This window comes from Affinibrenneria salicis, from assembly GCF_008710095.1.
Map to the genome: position 1 here is coordinate 16,367 of NZ_VYKJ01000009.1, position 16,976 is coordinate 33,342.

The following is a 16,976-nucleotide window of genomic DNA, read 5'->3' on the forward strand; positions in this document are numbered from 1 at the left end:
CAGCGCGTCAGGCGGACGAGATTAGTCGAACGAAATGCAGGTCGCGCCCTGTTCTGCGCCCGACAGCTGTTCACGCAGAGCGCCGAATAATTCCCGTCCGCAGCCGATGCGCTGCGCGGAAAGATCCGGTTTCTCCACCGTCCGCGCGGCCAGCTCCGCATCGTCAATCAGCACGCTCAGCTCCCCGGTCTGGCCGTTGACGCGCACCATATCGCCGTCGCGCAGTTTAGCCAGCACGCCGCCGGTATAGGCTTCCGGCGTGACATGAATCGCCGACGGCACCTTGCCGGACGCGCCCGACAAACGACCGTCGGTCACCAGCGCCACTTTATAGCCGCGATCCAGCAGCACGCCCAGCGGCGGCATCAGTTTATGCAGTTCCGGCATACCGTTGGCGCACGGTCCCTGGTAACGCACCACGATCACGCAGTCGCGATCCAGCTTGCCGGCGTCGAATGCCGGGCCGACATCGTGCTGGCTATGAAAAACCACCGCCGGCGCTTCAATTACCTGATTCTCAACCGGCACCGCCGACGTTTTCATCACCGCGCGGCCCAGATTGCCGGTCAGTACTTTGGTGCCGCCGTGGTGAGCAAAGGGTTTTTCGATGCTGGCGATCACGCTATCGTCCAGCGACGCCTTCGGCCCTTCACGCCAGCTCAGTTTGCCGTTATCCAGCCACGGCTCATGGGTGTAACGACTCAGACCAAAGCCGGCCACGGTATTGACATCTTCGTGCACCAGCCCGCCTTTCAGCAGTTCGCGCATCAGCACCGCCACGCCGCCGGCGGCCTGGAAATAGTTAATATCGGCCGGGCCGTTAGGGTAGATACGGCACAGCTGGGGCACGATGTCGGACAGTTCGGAAAAGTCATCCCAGTTAATAAGGATGCCCGCCGCGCGCGCCATCGCGACCAGGTGCATGGTGTGGTTGGTGGAGCCGCCGGTGGCCAGCAGCGCCACAATGCCGTTCACTACCACTTTCTCATCCACCAGTCTGCCGACAGGCATGAAGTTATCGGAATTCTCCGTCAGGCGGGTGATTTGGCTGGCGGCCGCATCGGTCAGGGCGTCGCGCAGCGCCGTACCCGGCTGAACAAAGGACGCGCCAGGTAAATGCAGCCCCATCACCTCTACCACCATCTGATTGGAGTTGGCGGTGCCGTAAAAAGTACAGGTACCGGCGCTGTGATAGGAGGCGGCTTCCGACTCCAGCAGGGCGTGGCGGTCAAGTTTGCCTTCCGCGTACAGTTGGCGAATGCGCACCTTCTCTTTATTCGGCAGGCCGCTCGGCATTGGACCGGCGGGCACAAAGATCGCCGGCAGATGACCGAACGACAGCGCGGCCATCACCAGCCCGGGCACAATCTTATCGCAGATGCCCAGATAGAGCGCGCCGTCGAACATATTGTGCGATAGCCCCACCGCGGCCGACATGGCGATAACTTCGCGGCTCATCAGCGACAGTTCCATACCGTCCTGCCCCTGGGTTACGCCGTCGCACATCGCCGGCACGCCGGCCGCCACCTGCCCGACGGCGCCGACCCGATGAAGCGCCTGTTTGAGCCTTTGCGGATAGGTTTCGTAAGGCTGGTGGGCCGACAGCATATCGTTATACGACGTCACAATCGCAATATCGTTATGCAGCATGTTCATCAGGGCGGCTTTATCGTCGGGCTGACAGGCGGCGAAGCCATGCGCCAGGTTGCCGCACGCCAGTTGAGAACGGTGCACGGTCTGGCCACAGGCGGCGTTGATACGTTCAAGATAGCTGCCGCGCGTTTGGCGAGAGCGTTCAATTATACGCTGAGTAATACGCGATACGGTGGGATTCATACTATACCTTCCTTACACGACACATGCCGCACGACATTGACGTTTTTTATTTTAAATCAATCAACTATATCCAACAGGCATTCGGAATGCGGGAAAATGGCGAGCGAGCCGATCCGGCCTCATCGGCCCAGATCGGCGCGCCGGACGTCTCATTTGCCGGGCCCGTCGGAGCCGGGCGCCGCAATGGACCTAATAACTGAGCGCGACCTGCGCGCCAGCAGCCTGAAAGATGACGGATATTCACAATAGTGCTCACAGCAGAGCGAAGGCGATCATGCCGACCAGCGCGCCGGTGGTGCCAAGAATGGTTTCCATAACCGTCCATGTTTTCAACGTCTGTAATTCCGTTGCGCCGGTCAGCTTGCCAAACAGCCAGAAACCGGCATCGTTCACGTGGCTGAACACAATCGCGCCCCCGCCAATGCAAACGGACAGCGCGGCTCTCTGCGCGCTATCGAAGTTTAGAACCTCGACCACGGGCATAATCAGGCCGACCGTCGTCAGACAGGCCACGGTCGCCGAACCCTGAATAATACGAATGGCGGCAGCCAGCACAAAACAGGCCAGCGCAACGGGCAATCCGGTGTCGATCAGCGCATTACCCAGCGCCGGACCGACGCCGGAGTCGACCAGCACCTGTTTAAATACGCCGCCGGCTCCGGTCACCAGCAGGATAATGCCGGCCGGCTGCAGCGCGGCGGAACAGACTTCCATCACCCGCTCTTTGCTCATGCCCTGGCGCCAGGCAAGCCCGTAAATCGCCAGCAGGCAGGCCAGCAGAATAGAAATAAACGGGTGACCAATCAGTTCCATCCAGTCATACAGCGTGGAACCTTGTTGCACGAATAGCGTGCCGATGGTTTTCAGTCCCACCAGCACCAGCGGAAACAGCACCAGCGCGACGCTAAAGCCGAATGACGGCATGACGTCGCCGCTCAGTTCCGGCTCGCTCATTTCGCTCTGCGGGACAGGGATCGTAACATACTGACTGATGAAACGACCAAACAGCGGCCCGGCCACCAGCATGGCGGGAATGGCGGCCGCGAGGCCGATGGCGATCATCCAGCCGAAATCGGCATGCATCTGCGAAGCCAGCAGCATCGGCGTCGGCCCCGGTAGTAAAAACGCCGCCGCCGCGGCCACCCCGGCGAACAGCGGGATCAACAGCTTCACCAGGTTGCCATCGGTGCGGCGGGCGACGGCAAACACCATACCGATCAGCAACATTATAGCCACTTCAAAGAATAGCGGCAGCGCGCAGATCAAGCCGACAATCCCCATGGCCAGATAAGCCCGACTTTCGCCGAACCAGCCGACCATGCGCCGGGCGATTTGATCGAGCGCGCCGGTTTCATGCAGGATACGGCCGAACATGGAGCCCAGTGCGACGACGACGGCGAGAAAACCGAGCGTGCCGCCCATGCCTTTTTCCATCGTGGCGGCGATATCCGTCAGCGGCATTCCGGAAAACAGACCTGTCCCGACGGAGACCAGCAGCAAAGCGACAAAGGCATGCATCCGCGCTTTCATCACCAGAAACAGCAGCAGCAGGACTGAACCAACCGCGGTTAACACTAATGTCGGCGTGCTCATTATGATTTATCCTATGATCCGCTGAATAATCTTCACGGCATCCGCCACTACGCCGTCCAACGGCTGTTTGATATCAACGGTATAGACATCCGTTTCCTGTTCTCCCGGCTCCTGCAGCGTTTCAAACTGGGTAACCAGCATCTGCGGTTTGAAGAAGTGTCCCTTGCGCGCCTTCAGGCGCTGTTCAATCACTTCGAAACTGCCTTTCAGGTAGATAAACGACACGTTCTGATTGCCGGCGCGCAGCTTATCGCGATAGGACTCCTTCAGCGCGGAGCAAACCAGCAGCGATATCGCGTTGGTACGCTGCATGGCGAAAATGGCGTCGTTCAGCGCCTGCAGCCACGGCGCGCGATCCTCATCGTTGAGGGCATGACCGGCAGCCATTTTGCTGATGTTGGCGCGCGGGTGAAGGAAGTCGCCATCAAGACAGGCTGCGCCCAGTTGCGCCGCAATGGCGCTGGCCAGAGCGGACTTGCCGCTGCCGGATACGCCCATCAAAATAAAAACGTGGTGTGCTTTTTTCTGTTCAGTATTCATTGATCAATACACGCCAGCTTACGCCCGGCTCTCCAGTCAGATGGGTCAGAACGAACATTGTTACCGGTAACAATGTTCGTTCTGGCAAAAAGAAAAGGCAATGGAATTGATCAATTCCACACAGAACTTGTGACGAAGTTCAAATAATAGCCTTTTTACCAGGTATAGCTCACTCTGCGTGCTATGGAAAAAAACGGGCGGCGCGGTTCCGACTGACGGCGGACGGCGCTGTAGCGAATTAATCGAGACCGATCACAATTCTTACGCACCGGCTTGAAATTCAGACGCGCCGGGCATACAAGTGTCGTGCGGATTGTTACCGACCTTCGGGATCAGGCAAAACCTAAGCGCATAGCGAACAGCGTTCGTTGTGCACTTAGGTTTTTTTTTGCCCAAAAATAGCGCTGATATCAGCAAGCGGGATAACGGCGCCGCCGAAATTTATTGGGTTCATTTATCAGAAGGAAAAAACAATGAGAAAACATCCGCTCAATCTGCTCCTTATCTTCGCCTTATTAACGCCGGCCGCCGTCATGGCCAATAACGTCGCGTGGATACAGTCAGGATTTAATGAACAAAAAAACGATATTATTAACTGGGAAAATATGCCCGCGTTGAAATGGGAAAAATTCGACGGCAGCGATTACCGGGTCATTAATATCGATGCAGAGAAAACGCGCCAGAAATTTGACGGCTTTGGCGGCGCGTTTAATGAAAAAGGCTGGGACGCCATCTCCGCGCTGCCGGAAGAAAAAAAACAGGCGATCATCAAATCGCTGTTTTCCAGCGACGGGCTGAATCTGAATATTGGACGCATTCCGATTGGCGCGAATGACTTTTCCATGGATTATTACTCGCTCAACGATAGCGCCGGCGATTACGCCATGAAAAACTTTTCCATCGAACGGGATAAAAAATACCTTCTGCCCTACATCAAAGCCGCTATGAAATATAAACCGGACATGGACTTCATGGCGTCGCCCTGGACGCCGCCCGCCTGGATGAAGGCGAACCAGCACTACGGCTGCCGCGGCAATAAGGCCGATGCCCACCTGATTTGGCAACCGGAAAACCAACGGGTCTACGCGCTGTACCTATCAAAATTTATCTCGGCTTATCAGCAGGAAGGCGTCAAGATCGACGCTTTGCACCTGCAGAATGAGCCGGCCGCCTGCCAGGACTTCCCGTCGAGCTTATGGAGCGGCGAGGAGATGCGTACTTTCCTGCGCGATTATCTGATCCCGCAGTTTGAAAAAGATAAACAGAGCGCCCAGGCCTGGCTCGGCACCATCAATTACGGCGATTATAAATCGTATGCCGAACCCACGCTGGAAGATCCGGCGTTAAAAAATAAAATTGGCGGTATCGGCTATCAGTGGGACGGTAAATACGCCATTGCGGAAACGCATAAGCGCTATCCGCAGGTCAAAATCGTGCAAACCGAATCGGAATGCGGTAAAGGCGAGAACGATATCTTCTCCGGCTTTTATACCTTCAGTCTGATAAAGACCTATCTTGATAATGGCGCCAGCGCCTATGTTTACTGGAATATGATCCTGGATGCCAGCGGCAACAGCACATGGGGCTGGAAACAGAATTCGTTGATCTCCGTTGACAGAATGCAGACCACGGTTAAATACAACTTTGAGTATTATATCCTCAAACACTTTAGCGCATTATTAAAACCGGGCGCCGAGGTGCTGGATATCCAAAATGATGAAAGTACGCTGGCGTTTAAAAACCCGAACGGCGAGCTGGTGATCGTTTCGGCCAACCCAAGCTATTCGGAAAAAGAGATGCGCTATAAACTCAACGACCAGATGTTTAAAGTCAAACTGCCCATGATGACCATCAGCAGTTTTGTCGTCGCGCCGTAAGAAATCTGCAACGCAGGGCCACCCCGAACGAGATGGCCTGAGGTGACCGATAAATAGCATTGCATAAGGCAGCGTCGGAGGCCGCGCGTAAGCACAGCCTCCGCGCCCGGTTAACGGTACAGCAGCCCGCCGTCAATCAGCGGCGCCTGCCCGGTCATATAATCGGAATCGGAGCCGGCAAGGAAGGAGACAAAATTAGCCACGTCTTCCGGCGTCTCCGCCCGGCCCAGCGCAATGCCTTCAACATACTTCTTATAAGTGGCGCCGACCGGCGCGCCGGTTTCTTCCGCCATGCGTTTGTCGATCTCTACCCACATGTCGGTGCCCACCACGCCCGGGCAATAGGCGTTAACGGTAATACCGTCGCTGGCCAGTTCTTTAGCCGCGGCCTGGGTCACCGCCCGCACGGCAAATTTAGTGGCCGAATAAATCCCCAGCAGAGCGAAACCTTCGTGACCGGCAATCGATGAGGCATTGATGATTTTGCCCTTCTGTTTACGCTCGCGCAGCTTGCTGGCCGCCGCCTGGATCCCCCACACCGTTCCCTGCAGGTTAATTCTGAAGATCCGCTCGATCTCTTCCTGGGTTACGGTCAGCAGGCTTTTAGTCTGGCTGATACCGGCGTTATTGACGATAATATCGAAACCGCCCAGCTCTTTTTCCGCAAAAGCCACGGCGGCGAAAACTTCGTCACGCTGGCTGACATCCGCCTTGAACGTGACGCTTTTTCTGTTTAGCGCACGAATCTCGGCGGCAACCTGCTCGATCTTATCATCCTTCAGATCGACTAATGCCACATCGGCCCCATCCTGCGCCAGACGCAGCGCGATAGCACGGCCGATACCTTGTCCGGCACCGGTAACCAGTGCAACTTTGCCCGCTAAAGACATATCTATCCCCTTATTGACGGTTGATATAGCAGATACCCTGTTATCTCTCGCCATCGATAAGAAAAGCAACCACTTTTTGATAATAAAAATAATTATCACCCTCATTATCGCGCAAGGAGATAGCATAACGCCGGTGCGAGGCGCTCTGCGGCAGAGAGAGATAAATAGCCATACAATCAATAAGTAAATTATTATTTCCCGACGTATACGCTTCCCCGCCTCAGAAAAAGGCGCGCTGATCCGGCCATCATTCCGCAGAACGGCCTGCCGCAGTGATGTCCAGAGCTAATGAAAGCACGGGTGAAAAAACGCGGCGCATCGGCGGCGGAAGGTTATTCGCAGCGCCGAACCGGCGACCCCAATAATGCCCGATGCCGGGATAATCTTCTTCACTTAGGGCGAATTTTCGGAGACACTCGGGGATGAGGATTTTTTGCGCAAGCGCGTGGCAGCAAAATTCACTGAAGGACGGTTAATGGATGTTCCGATGCAATAGCCGGCCGCGATCATTCCGCCGCCCTCTTTAGTTACGTGAACGCGCCCGCCGCTGGCGCCAATCCGCCCGATCGGCGGGTTACATCACGCCGCAGCGGACAACGCGATACGCAGCCGGCGACTCGCCGCCGCGCACTCTATTTTGGTGATAAAACCGCCACTTTATGTTTGTAATAAAAATCATTCTCACGTAATATTTGCACTTCATCACATTTTTTTACGTTTTGCCTGGATATACGCCGCCATGCCATCTGCGAATACATTATCTCCGGCCGATTTAGGCCAGCTGTACCGCCAGCACCACGGCTGGCTGCAGGGGGTATTACGCAAACGACTGGGCAATATCTGCGATGCCGCCGATCTGGCGCAGGATGTTTTTCTGCGTCTGCTGGTTAAACCCCGCAGTTTCGACAGCCACGCGGGCGCGCGCGCCTATCTCAGCGTAATGGCGCAGGGCATGTGCGTCGATCTGTGGCGCAGACGTGAAATCGAACGCGCCTGGCTGACGGCGCTCGCCGCCCAGCCGGAAAGAGCCGCCCTGTCCGCCGAACACAATAACATCATCCTCGAAACGCTGTATCTGGTCGATGCCATGCTGCAGAGTCTGCCGGAGAACGTGCGCGCCGCGTTTATCATGTCGCAGGTACAGGGCATGACCTATGCCCGCATTGCGCAAGAGCTGCAGGTTTCCGAGCGCTCTGTCAAAAATTATATGTCGCAAGCCATGCTGCATTGCATTCTGCTGGAAGCGGAACAGTCTGTACTGTCGTAATCCATTCATGTTACCGTGCTTTTTTTCGTTGCCTGCGACAGGAGCGGAAGCGCCGATGTCAGCTAAACCCGGCTTTGCCGCACTACAACAGGCCGCTAACTGGTATGCGCGTCTGACCGACGCCGTGCCGGACGATGAGCAGTATCAGCTCTGGCAGCAATGGTTAGCGGAAAGTGACGAACATCGTCATGCCTGGCATTATGTGGAAAACGTCAGCCAGCGTTTCCGGCCGCTGCGTGAAAACGTACAGCCGCGGCCGGTGGCTGAGGTACTCCTGCGCCCGCAGGCCGCAGCCGAACCCGGGCGCCGCCGGGCGCTCAAACTGGCGGCGCTGCTGACCACCGGCACCCTCCTCGCCTGGGCCACCTGGCGCCACACCCCGGCAGGCGATCAGTTGCTGGCGCTAAGCGCCGATTACCAGAGCAAGACTGGCGAAGTTAAAGCGTTAACGCTGAGCGACGGCACCCACGTCTGGCTGAACACCGCCAGCGCGCTGAATGCCGACTACAGCGCCGGCCAGCGCCGGCTGCGCCTGTTGCTGGGCGAAGCGTTGATTGAAACCGCCGCCGATCCGTTACGCACCTTCTTTATTGACAGCCCGCAGGGGCAAATGCAGGCGCTGGGAACGCGTTTCAGCGTCCGCCTGTTGCCGGCGCTGACCCGTCTGGTGGTCTATGAAGGCGCCGTTGAAGTCACGCCGGCCGCCGGCGATCCGCTGCGCGTACCGGCGGGCAGTCAACTGTTCTTTGGCCGTGACGGCGCGCAATCGCCGACGCCCAGCTTCAGCCAGGACGCCGACTGGCGCCAGGGCATGCTGCGGGCGGATAACCTGCGGCTGGACGATTTTATCCACGAACTCGCCCGCTACCGGCGCGGTCACCTCGCCTGCGATCCGGCGGTCGCCGACCTGCGCGTGATGGGCACCTGGCCGCTGCACGATACCGATCGCGCGCTGGCGATGCTGGAACAGGCGCTGCCGGTCAGTATCAACCGCCGCTTTTCCTGGTGGGTAACGGTAGAACAGAAAAAAAATAAAAATTTATGAGTTTTGACTTCCCCTTTTCCCCCCCTCGTTCGATTCATAGTTAAAACCGCTCCGATTTCAAGGTGCAGGAAGGCGGCGACGGGGGAGACTCCGGACACCCGGCCCATTCAGAGGCCGGAGGGAGAGCGAAGCCAGTACACCTGCGACCAGACGGATGACGGATTAGCTATTTACTCCGGGTCACAAGGCGAATCATTATGTCGGTATTTTCTTCTCATGCAGGATCTTTGCGCTTATCGCTGATTATCAGGGCGCTGCTCGGCGGCGCTCTGCCGTTATCCATGGTGGTCCCGGCGACGGCGCAAGCCGAAGCCCCGGCGGCGCGTCAGTACGCGATCCCCGCCGGCCCTCTGGTGGTGCAAATCAATCAGTTTGCTCAGCAGTCCGGCGTCTGGCTGGCCGGCAACGCCCAACTGGCCGCCGGTTTGCAAGGTCCGGCGCTGAACGGCGCCTACAGCGTCGCCGACGGCTTCGCCGCGCTGTTGAGCGGCAGCGGTCTGCAGGCGGTGCCGCAACCGGGCGGCAGCTACCTGCTGCAAAAGATTCCGGCCGGCGATAACATTGTGGTAACGGGTCAGGTCAACACCGGCGGCATGACCGAAGGCACCGGTTCCTACACCACGCGCAGCATGAATACCGCCACTAAACTGAATCTGTCGCCGCGTGAAACGCCGCAATCGGTCAGCGTGGTGACCCGCCAGCGCATGAACGATCAAAATATGACCACACTGGATGAGGCGATGAGCCAGACCACCGGGGTCAATGTGGTGAATCAGAATAGCTTTCAGGTGAAGTACGAGTCGCGCGCGTTCGTTATGGATAATATCACTGAGGATGGCGTCAGCCTGTCGTCGCAAAACAGCGTGATGAATGCATCCCAGTCGACCAGCGAATCCCCCGACCTGGCGATTTACGATCGCGTGGAAATTCTGCGCGGCGCTTCCGGCCTGACCCAGGGAAGCGGCGATCCGGGCGGCGCCGTCAATCTGGTGCGCAAGAAACCCACCTACAATTTTCAGGCATCGGGCAGCGTTGCCGCCGGCAGTTGGGATAATTACCGCAGCGAAGCGGATGTATCCGGTCCGCTCAATGACGATGCCAGCGTGCGCGGTCGCTTTGTCGGCGTCTATCAGGATAAACAGAGTTTCACCGATTACGTCGGCAGCGAAAGAAAGGTGTTATTCGGGACGCTGGCCTGGGATATGACGCCGGATACCACTCTCACGACCGGTATTAACTGGCAGAAAACCGATGTAGTCCCCGATCTTTACGGCGTGCCGTTCGGCACCGATAAAAGCGATTTACATCTTTCCCGTTCAACGTTTCTCGGCGCCAGCTGGAACCGGATTAACTTTGAAAAAATCAATCCGTTTGCTGAATTTGAGCACCATTTTGACAATGACTGGACATTAAAGAGCGCGCTTAACTACACCCGGGCTACATCCAAAGAGCGCTATATCGGCATTATGAACGGCACCACCGGCGTCGATCCCGCGACCGGCGCCAGCAGCTTAAACAATGCGTTGCACTATGACAACAAAAGCGATCAGTGGGGTTACAACCTCAGTCTGAGCGGTCCGTTTGAACTATTTGGCCGCAGTCATGAACTGGTATTCGGCGGCGATTATCAGAAAGAGAATTTTGACACTACATTTATCCGTATCCCTAATACGAATAGCGTTGATATCTATAACTGGAACCCCAATTCAGTCGCTGAACCGGACTGGTCGGATTCTGGCAGTCACGATAGGCATTATAGAAATCAATATCATATTTATCAGCGCGGCTTATTCGCCACCACTCGGCTGGAACTGGCCGATGACTGGAAGCTGATCCTCGGCGGCCGCTACAGCGCCTACAGCTATGACTATTATTACGATAATCTGCGCAACAGCAGCGACAAAGAGCACAGCAGGCTGCACGTCCGCGATCAGTTTGTCCCCTATGCCGGCCTGCTGTGGGATTTCGCCGACCATTACACCTGGTATGTAAGCTATGCCGAAATCTATAAGCCACAAAGTGCCCCAGATAAAAAAGGTAACCTATTGCCCGCCATTACCGGCACCAATTACGAAACCGGCGTTAAAGGGGAATTTTTTGACGGCGATCTGAATGCATCGCTGGCGCTGTTCCGCATTATTCAGGCCAACCGGGCGATTGCCGAAGCGGATAGCTCCGTTTGTCAGAATCCCGATAGCGGCTGCTCACGCGCCGAAGGCAAGGTGCGCAGCCAGGGAATTGAGATGGAAGTCTCCGGTAAACTGGCGGAAGGCTGGCAGTGGGTTTCCGGTTATACCCTGACCAACAGTAAATATCTGGAAGCGTCAGAGAGCGATAAAGCCGCGGGGTACAGCCCGCGCACGCCGAAGCATATGTTTAAGCTGTACAGCAGTTATAACCTGCCGGGCGCGCTCAGTCAGTGGACCGTCGGCGCCGGGCTGACGGCGCAGACCGGCACGGCGACCTATCCCAATCGGGCCTATGGCCTGACTCAGGGCGGTTACACCCTGGTCAACGCCAACGTTACCTACCAGTACAGTAAAAACCTGAGCTTCAATCTGGTGGGCAATAACCTGACGGATAAGGTCTATTATAAGAACCTGAACAACCGTCACCGCAGCGGCAACAACCATTACGGCGATCCGCGCAACTTTATGCTGACGGCGAAATACACCTTCTGATCGCCGATGCCTATTTACCGACAGAACGCGGCCCGCCGACGGCGGGCCGCGGGTTTAATTTAGATGCCGACATTAAAACGCTTTTATCAGTTAATCGCTCCATTTTGGTTTACCCGACGCGCCGCCTTTAGCTGGCTGCTGCTGCTGACCATTATCGCGCTGAAGCTGTCCGTTGTATGGGTCAGCGTGCTGTATAACAACTGGAGCAAAGACTTTTTCGATGCGCTGGCGGACTATTTTCGCAACGCCTCCATTCTGTCGCTCGCCGTGCGCTACGGCAGCTACACCGCCCTGTTTGTTTTGGTAATTGTCTGCAACAGCTGGCTGAAAAAAAAGCTGATTATTCGTTGTCGTATTGAAATGACGCAAAAATTCGAGCGGGCGTGGCTGGCCCACAGCGCACACTACCGGCTCAGCCTGCGCGGCGAACCGGACAACCCCGATCAACGTATCGCTGAAGATATCCGGCTGCTGATTGAGCAAAGTCTGGAACTGCTGCTTTCCCTGTTGCAAAACGTCGCCTACTTTTTTTCCTTTATCGTTATTCTGTGGCAACTGTCCGGCGTACAAACCGTCAACATCGGCGGCCACAGCGTGACCATTTATGGTTATCTGGTGTGGATCGCGCTGGGCTATGCGCTCATCAGCAGCACTTTTGCTCATTTTTTGGGGCATCGCCTGCACGGTCTGAACATGGAAAAGCAGCGCGCCGAGGCCGATTACCGCGCCACGCTGCTGCGCGTGCGTGAAAATACCGAGCAAATCGCCCTCTATCAGGGAGAGAACGCCGAGCAAACGCGCATGCAGCAACGCTTTCAGTCGATAGTGAACAACTGGCGCAAACTGATGAGCCGGGAGTTCCGGCTGGAATCCTTTATCACCAGCTATTTTCGTCTTGGTCTGATGATTCCGGTATTCGCCGTTTTGCCGGTCTACCTGACGCACCAAATCACGCTGGGCGCGATCATGCAGGCCAGGGCCGCCTTCGGCTACGTGCTGGACGCCTTCGGTTGGTTTGTCGACTCCTACCGTCAGTTGGTAACCTGGTCCGCCACCATCGAACGACTGTGGACCTTCCGGCACAGTCTGCATCAGTTGCCGGCATTGCCGGAACGTCAGCGCGACCCGGCGACGCTGCGTTGCCAGGCGCTGTCGGCCCGTCGTCCACAGGGCGGCGCGCTGTTCGCGCCGCTCTCTTTCGAAATCGGCCGCGGCGAATGGTGCGCGCTGACCGGCGCCAGCGGCACCGGTAAAACCACGCTGTTCAGAACGATCGCCGGGCTGTGGCCGCACGCCAGCGGAAGCTGCCGGCTGCCGGCGGGCGACAGCCTGTTCCTGCCGCAAAAACCCTATCTGCCGCAGGATAAGCTCAGGCAGGTACTGCTGTACCCCGGCCAGCAAACCGTCGATGACGCCCACCTGCAGCACTGCCTGCGACAGGTGGGGCTTGCGCATCTGACGCAGCGGCTGGACGAGGAAAAAAACTGGGGCCAGGAGCTGTCCGGCGGCGAACAGCAGCGCCTGTCGCTGGCGCGCGCCCTGTTGCTGCGTCCGGCGTTTCTGTGCCTGGATGAAGCCACCAGTCAGTTGGACGACAACGCCGCCATCCAGTTGCTGATGCTGCTGCGCCAGACGCTGCCGGAAACCATTGTGCTGGCCGTCAGCCACCAGCCGGCCATTTGCGCGCTGTTCGAACGACAGATTCCTCTGCAGTCTATACAGCCAGCGGAAACGGCGCGGCTGAAACAGGCGTAACGCCGCACGACGTCAGGCCCCTGGACTTTTTCAGGGTCTGGCGACAACCGGTCAGCGATTCCGCAGTCTGGCGGCAACGGTTAACGCGCCGCCGTCCGATTCCCGACGCCAGACGATTCCCCGCTCGTTTTCACCGCGCCGCGCACCCGCCATTCTTCCCCTCGCGCCCCATCAACGCGGCCGCTCGTCCGGCAAAAGGCCGCACAGTTCGCGCCCGATGCCGCGATCCCACTGTTTCATTTTTGTTATTTTGTGTTAAGAATAATAGCATCGCCGGCATCGTTACCGTACAGCCGCCGCGGCCGACGATATGTCCGCTATCGTTTATCAACCCGGAGCAGGAACAACATGAGACTGGTGGATTTACGCTGCGAAAAACTTTCTCTCGAAAAATATGACCATATTCTGTCGCCCGCCCACGCTCGTCGCCTCCTGTCGCAGGAGTTCGTGCTGGTGCACGCTCCGGCGAACAATTTTTTTCCCGTGCCCGGCTACCAGTTGCGCAGCCGTACGGGATTCTGCAGCCACAACCAGCCTTCGGCCGATATAACCCCGCTGTTAAAACTGATCGATACCGGCGAAGTGGTGGTGGTGGATGAACACGGCTCGTGGAACCGCAGCCTGCATCCTTTTTTCATCGCCGGCGACGGTCATCTGGTTCATGCGGGCGTCGCCGACAGTGCCCACTTTTTCGGCAGCACCGTGTTACAGCATTACCAGAATGAGCTGTCGATGTGCAGCGCCAAACCCAGACCCACCCAAACCGGCGATAGCGCGCCGACCACCGATAAATACGGTCCAGGCCACTGGGTCACCCGGGATAATGATTATAAGGCGGCGAAAAACGCTGCTATGATGTTGATTAATCGGCTAACGTCCATGGGCGATGAAGGGCGGGTGTTCGGCTCCGAAGGGAAGGATTACCAGCATACCGCCAGAGATAAGATTCAGGTCTGGCAGCCCCTGCCGCCGGGTACGCGCGATGATATTCGCCGCCGTTCCGTTATACGCCGCTACGGCCAGGAGCGGATCATCCAACAGCGCTATCTTGAAGGGGATGATCCCTGGCAGTCCGGCGGCAAATCCTGGCACTGGCAACCCGTTCAGGCGGATGATGAATATGAATTTCAGGAATAAAATTTTTCTGTTTTGGGGCGTGATGGATGCGATTGCCGTGTCCTCATTCGTCCAGGTCAGCCTGCTGCGGGGTCACATACCGCTGGTCGACGACTATCTGCGCTATCAACAGCTGGCGGCGGATGGCGGCAGCTGGATCGGCGGCCTGTTTTTCTATCTGCACGCGTTGCTGCTTCTGTCGTTGATCGCCACGGCGGCGCTGTTCCTGAAACAAAGCCCGCTGGCGATACGCTTCGCCTGGTTCCAGCTTCCGCTCCGTCTGTTGCTGATCGTGCCGTCAATCTCCGTGTTTACCCTCCTGGCTCATCATTTCAGTCTTGAACCGCCGTTGCTTAATCTCCTGCTGCTGCTCATCTCCGAAGGGGTAAAGGTCTACTCGTTGTACCTTGCGTCGGCCAGCGGACGTAAAGCGCGGCGTCTTTCCGCCCGCTGAGTCGTGCGCGCGCTGACCGCGGGCGCATCGCCGGCGCGACAGCGATTCGGGCAAAACGGAACCGGGCGGTGAGGAAATGGCGTCCAGACGGCGGAAAAGAGGCGGAAGCGGCTAAACGGATTGGATGGCTCTCGTGGAAGCTGGCGCGATAAGGACGCGCTATCCACTATCGTCGACGCCGATGGTTCATGCGCGGGCGAAGCTGGCGCGATAAAGGGCGCGCTATCCACTATCGTCGACGCCGGAGGTTCATGCGCGGGCGGAACTGGCGCGATAAGGGCGCGCTATCCACTATCGTCGACGCCGGAGGTTCATGCTCGGGCGGAACTGACGCGATAAGGGCATGTTATCCACTATCGTCGACGCCGAAGGTTCATGCGCGGGCGGAACTGGCGCGATAAGGACGCGCTAACCACTATCGTCGACGCCGAAGGTTCATGCGCGGGCGAAGCTGGCAGGCCGCCCGCTCTGTCGGCGCGGCGCAAGAAATCGCGGCGGCGCCGAACGGATCAATTAACGCGCCACCAGCACCGACGTTTTGGCGTAGCGCACGATCGCCGAAGCGTTGGAACCCAGCAGATAGGTGGTCACGCTCGGCCGGCGCGAACCGATGACGATAAGATCGGCCTTGATCTCTTCGGCTTCTTTCAGGATTTCATCATAGATCGATCCCTGACGGATATTGATCGAGATCCGATCCGCCGGCAACGCCAGACGATCGATCACGGTTTTCAGCTGCTGCGTAATATCCGTGGTCAGCGTGTCTTCAAACTGACGGGTTTCCGGGTTAAAGCGGTTCAGAATATAGTCCGGCACTGCGGACATTACATACAGAAAGCGCAGTTTGCCCTGCGACTTTTCGGCCAGGAACTTCGCCTGCTGTAGCGACTTTTCGGTTAATTCCTGCTCGCTGATATCCAGCGGTAATAAAACTGACTGATACATCGTGCCCTCCTGACGAGAATCAATAACCATGCGTTAACTGTACTCCCGCCGGCGGCCAATAGACAAAGAAAACCGATCCGCGCCGAAGCGACGCCCGTCGCCGTATGCCCTTGCCGGCCTGCGTCAGGCGGATTACAGCTGTAAAAAGCGCGCCAGCGCGGGCTGCCACTGCTGGTTATCCGTACCGGCTTTCTGCGCCACCAGAGCGCGAAAACAGGCCACGCCGTTAAAATCCCCCTGTTCCATCCGCCAGTTGCCGGACCAGGCCGCCTGCAGCGCCTGCGCCGTTTGCCACAGTCGCCAGAGCATATAGCCCAGCGTCAACACGCCGGCCGCGGCCGTCAGCAGCGCGACCAGCGAATTATCCGGCAGTTGCCGCAGTAACTGATGTAAAAACGCGCCGATCAACACCAGCTGCAGCGCGCCTTTAAGGCTCCAGGCACACAGGAAAAAGCGCCGCAGAAGCGCTGGCTGCGGGAAGAACGGATTTTGCAGATCGGAATGCGTTTCCCGCACCGGAATACCGTGCACATAGATAATCCACTGCGAGTTCTGCTTTGGCAGAATTACCCGATTGTTCTGCTGCAACAGATGCAGGCGCAGGGATACGCCGACAGGCAGCACCAGCCCCATTACCAGGCACCACAGCATCGGCGCCGGAACGCCGAAAAAAAGAAAGCCCGCACACAGCGCGATAATCACGCAGTTTTTGGCGGAATAGAGCCAGATCGTGGTCGATTGATAACCTTGCGACATCATCGTTGTCCTTAACAACTGAAGAATCTCAACGCGACGGCGCACTATTTTCGCCACGCCGACGCGAATCCCGGCGCGGAGTATGGCATAACCCCGCCTTCTCGGGTAAGCACCGGCGCGAAAAATCACGGGCGGCGCAGCCGCGGCCCGCGCTGACAGCGCCATTCCCCAGCCGGCATCCGCCGTCCCGAGATCCCATGACAGGATCGCCGACCAGCCGC

13 protein-coding genes are annotated in these 16,976 nt (G+C 57.5%); 7 read left to right on the forward strand and 6 right to left on the reverse strand.

Annotated features, from left to right (window positions below; translation table 11 throughout):
* Positions 1–21 precede the first annotated feature (21 nt).
* From edd to gntK, 3 genes are all read right to left on the reverse strand, one after another.
* Positions 22–1,836 (reverse strand): phosphogluconate dehydratase, encoded by a 1,815-nt coding sequence (gene edd / locus FJU30_RS16710; RefSeq protein ID WP_150436119.1) that lies wholly within the window; start codon positions 1,834–1,836, stop codon positions 22–24.
* A 252-nt stretch (positions 1,837–2,088) separates the two neighbouring features.
* Positions 2,089–3,429: a gluconate transporter gene (gene gntU, locus FJU30_RS16715; RefSeq protein ID WP_150436120.1), complete on the reverse strand. Its 1,341-nt coding sequence runs from the start codon at positions 3,427–3,429 to the stop codon at positions 2,089–2,091.
* A 6-nt stretch (positions 3,430–3,435) separates the two neighbouring features.
* The gene (gene gntK / locus FJU30_RS16720) at positions 3,436–3,969 is read right to left on the reverse strand and encodes a gluconokinase (RefSeq protein WP_150436121.1); all 534 of its coding nucleotides are present in this window, start codon (positions 3,967–3,969) and stop codon (positions 3,436–3,438) included.
* Positions 3,970–4,442: 473 nt separating this feature from the next.
* Here gntK and FJU30_RS16725 point away from each other — a divergent pair, with 473 nt between their 5' ends.
* On the forward strand, positions 4,443–5,846 hold the full coding sequence (locus FJU30_RS16725) for a glycoside hydrolase family 30 protein (protein WP_150436122.1): 1,404 nt from the start codon (positions 4,443–4,445) through the stop codon (positions 5,844–5,846).
* A gap of 110 nt (positions 5,847–5,956) precedes the next feature.
* Here FJU30_RS16725 and FJU30_RS16730 read toward each other — a convergent pair whose 3' ends face one another.
* Complete coding sequence (locus FJU30_RS16730; protein WP_150436123.1) at positions 5,957–6,736, reverse strand: acetoin reductase; 780 nt, start codon at positions 6,734–6,736, stop codon at positions 5,957–5,959.
* Positions 6,737–7,475: 739 nt separating this feature from the next.
* Between FJU30_RS16730 and FJU30_RS16735 the strand changes: the two genes are divergently transcribed.
* The 6 genes from FJU30_RS16735 to FJU30_RS16760 all read left to right on the forward strand — a co-directional run bounded on the left by FJU30_RS16735 (position 7,476) and on the right by FJU30_RS16760 (position 15,054).
* Positions 7,476–8,003, forward strand: a complete 528-nt coding sequence (locus FJU30_RS16735) for a sigma-70 family RNA polymerase sigma factor (protein ID WP_150436124.1) — start codon at positions 7,476–7,478, stop codon at positions 8,001–8,003.
* Positions 8,004–8,058: 55 nt separating this feature from the next.
* Entirely contained in the window at positions 8,059–9,048 is a 990-nt protein-coding gene (locus FJU30_RS16740) for a FecR domain-containing protein (protein ID WP_150436125.1), read from the forward strand.
* 197 nt (positions 9,049–9,245) lie between these two features.
* Complete coding sequence (locus FJU30_RS16745; RefSeq protein WP_150436126.1) at positions 9,246–11,729, forward strand: TonB-dependent siderophore receptor; 2,484 nt, start codon at positions 9,246–9,248, stop codon at positions 11,727–11,729.
* 63 nt (positions 11,730–11,792) lie between these two features.
* The gene (locus FJU30_RS16750) at positions 11,793–13,484 is read left to right on the forward strand and encodes an ABC transporter ATP-binding protein/permease (protein ID WP_150436127.1); all 1,692 of its coding nucleotides are present in this window, start codon (positions 11,793–11,795) and stop codon (positions 13,482–13,484) included.
* 348 nt (positions 13,485–13,832) lie between these two features.
* Positions 13,833–14,621: a hypothetical protein gene (locus tag FJU30_RS16755; RefSeq protein ID WP_150436128.1), complete on the forward strand. Its 789-nt coding sequence runs from the start codon at positions 13,833–13,835 to the stop codon at positions 14,619–14,621.
* Positions 14,605–15,054, forward strand: coding sequence for a hypothetical protein (locus FJU30_RS16760; protein WP_150436129.1), 450 nt, complete (start codon positions 14,605–14,607; stop codon positions 15,052–15,054). Before FJU30_RS16755 ends, FJU30_RS16760 begins: the two co-directional genes overlap by 17 nt.
* A gap of 513 nt (positions 15,055–15,567) precedes the next feature.
* Here FJU30_RS16760 and FJU30_RS16765 read toward each other — a convergent pair.
* Together FJU30_RS16765 and FJU30_RS16770 are read right to left on the reverse strand one after the other, a co-directional pair.
* The gene (locus tag FJU30_RS16765; RefSeq protein WP_150436130.1) at positions 15,568–15,999 is read right to left on the reverse strand and encodes a universal stress protein; all 432 of its coding nucleotides are present in this window, start codon (positions 15,997–15,999) and stop codon (positions 15,568–15,570) included.
* Positions 16,000–16,131: 132 nt separating this feature from the next.
* Positions 16,132–16,758: a hypothetical protein gene (locus tag FJU30_RS16770; protein WP_150436131.1), complete on the reverse strand. Its 627-nt coding sequence runs from the start codon at positions 16,756–16,758 to the stop codon at positions 16,132–16,134.
* Positions 16,759–16,976: the final 218 nt, after the last annotated feature.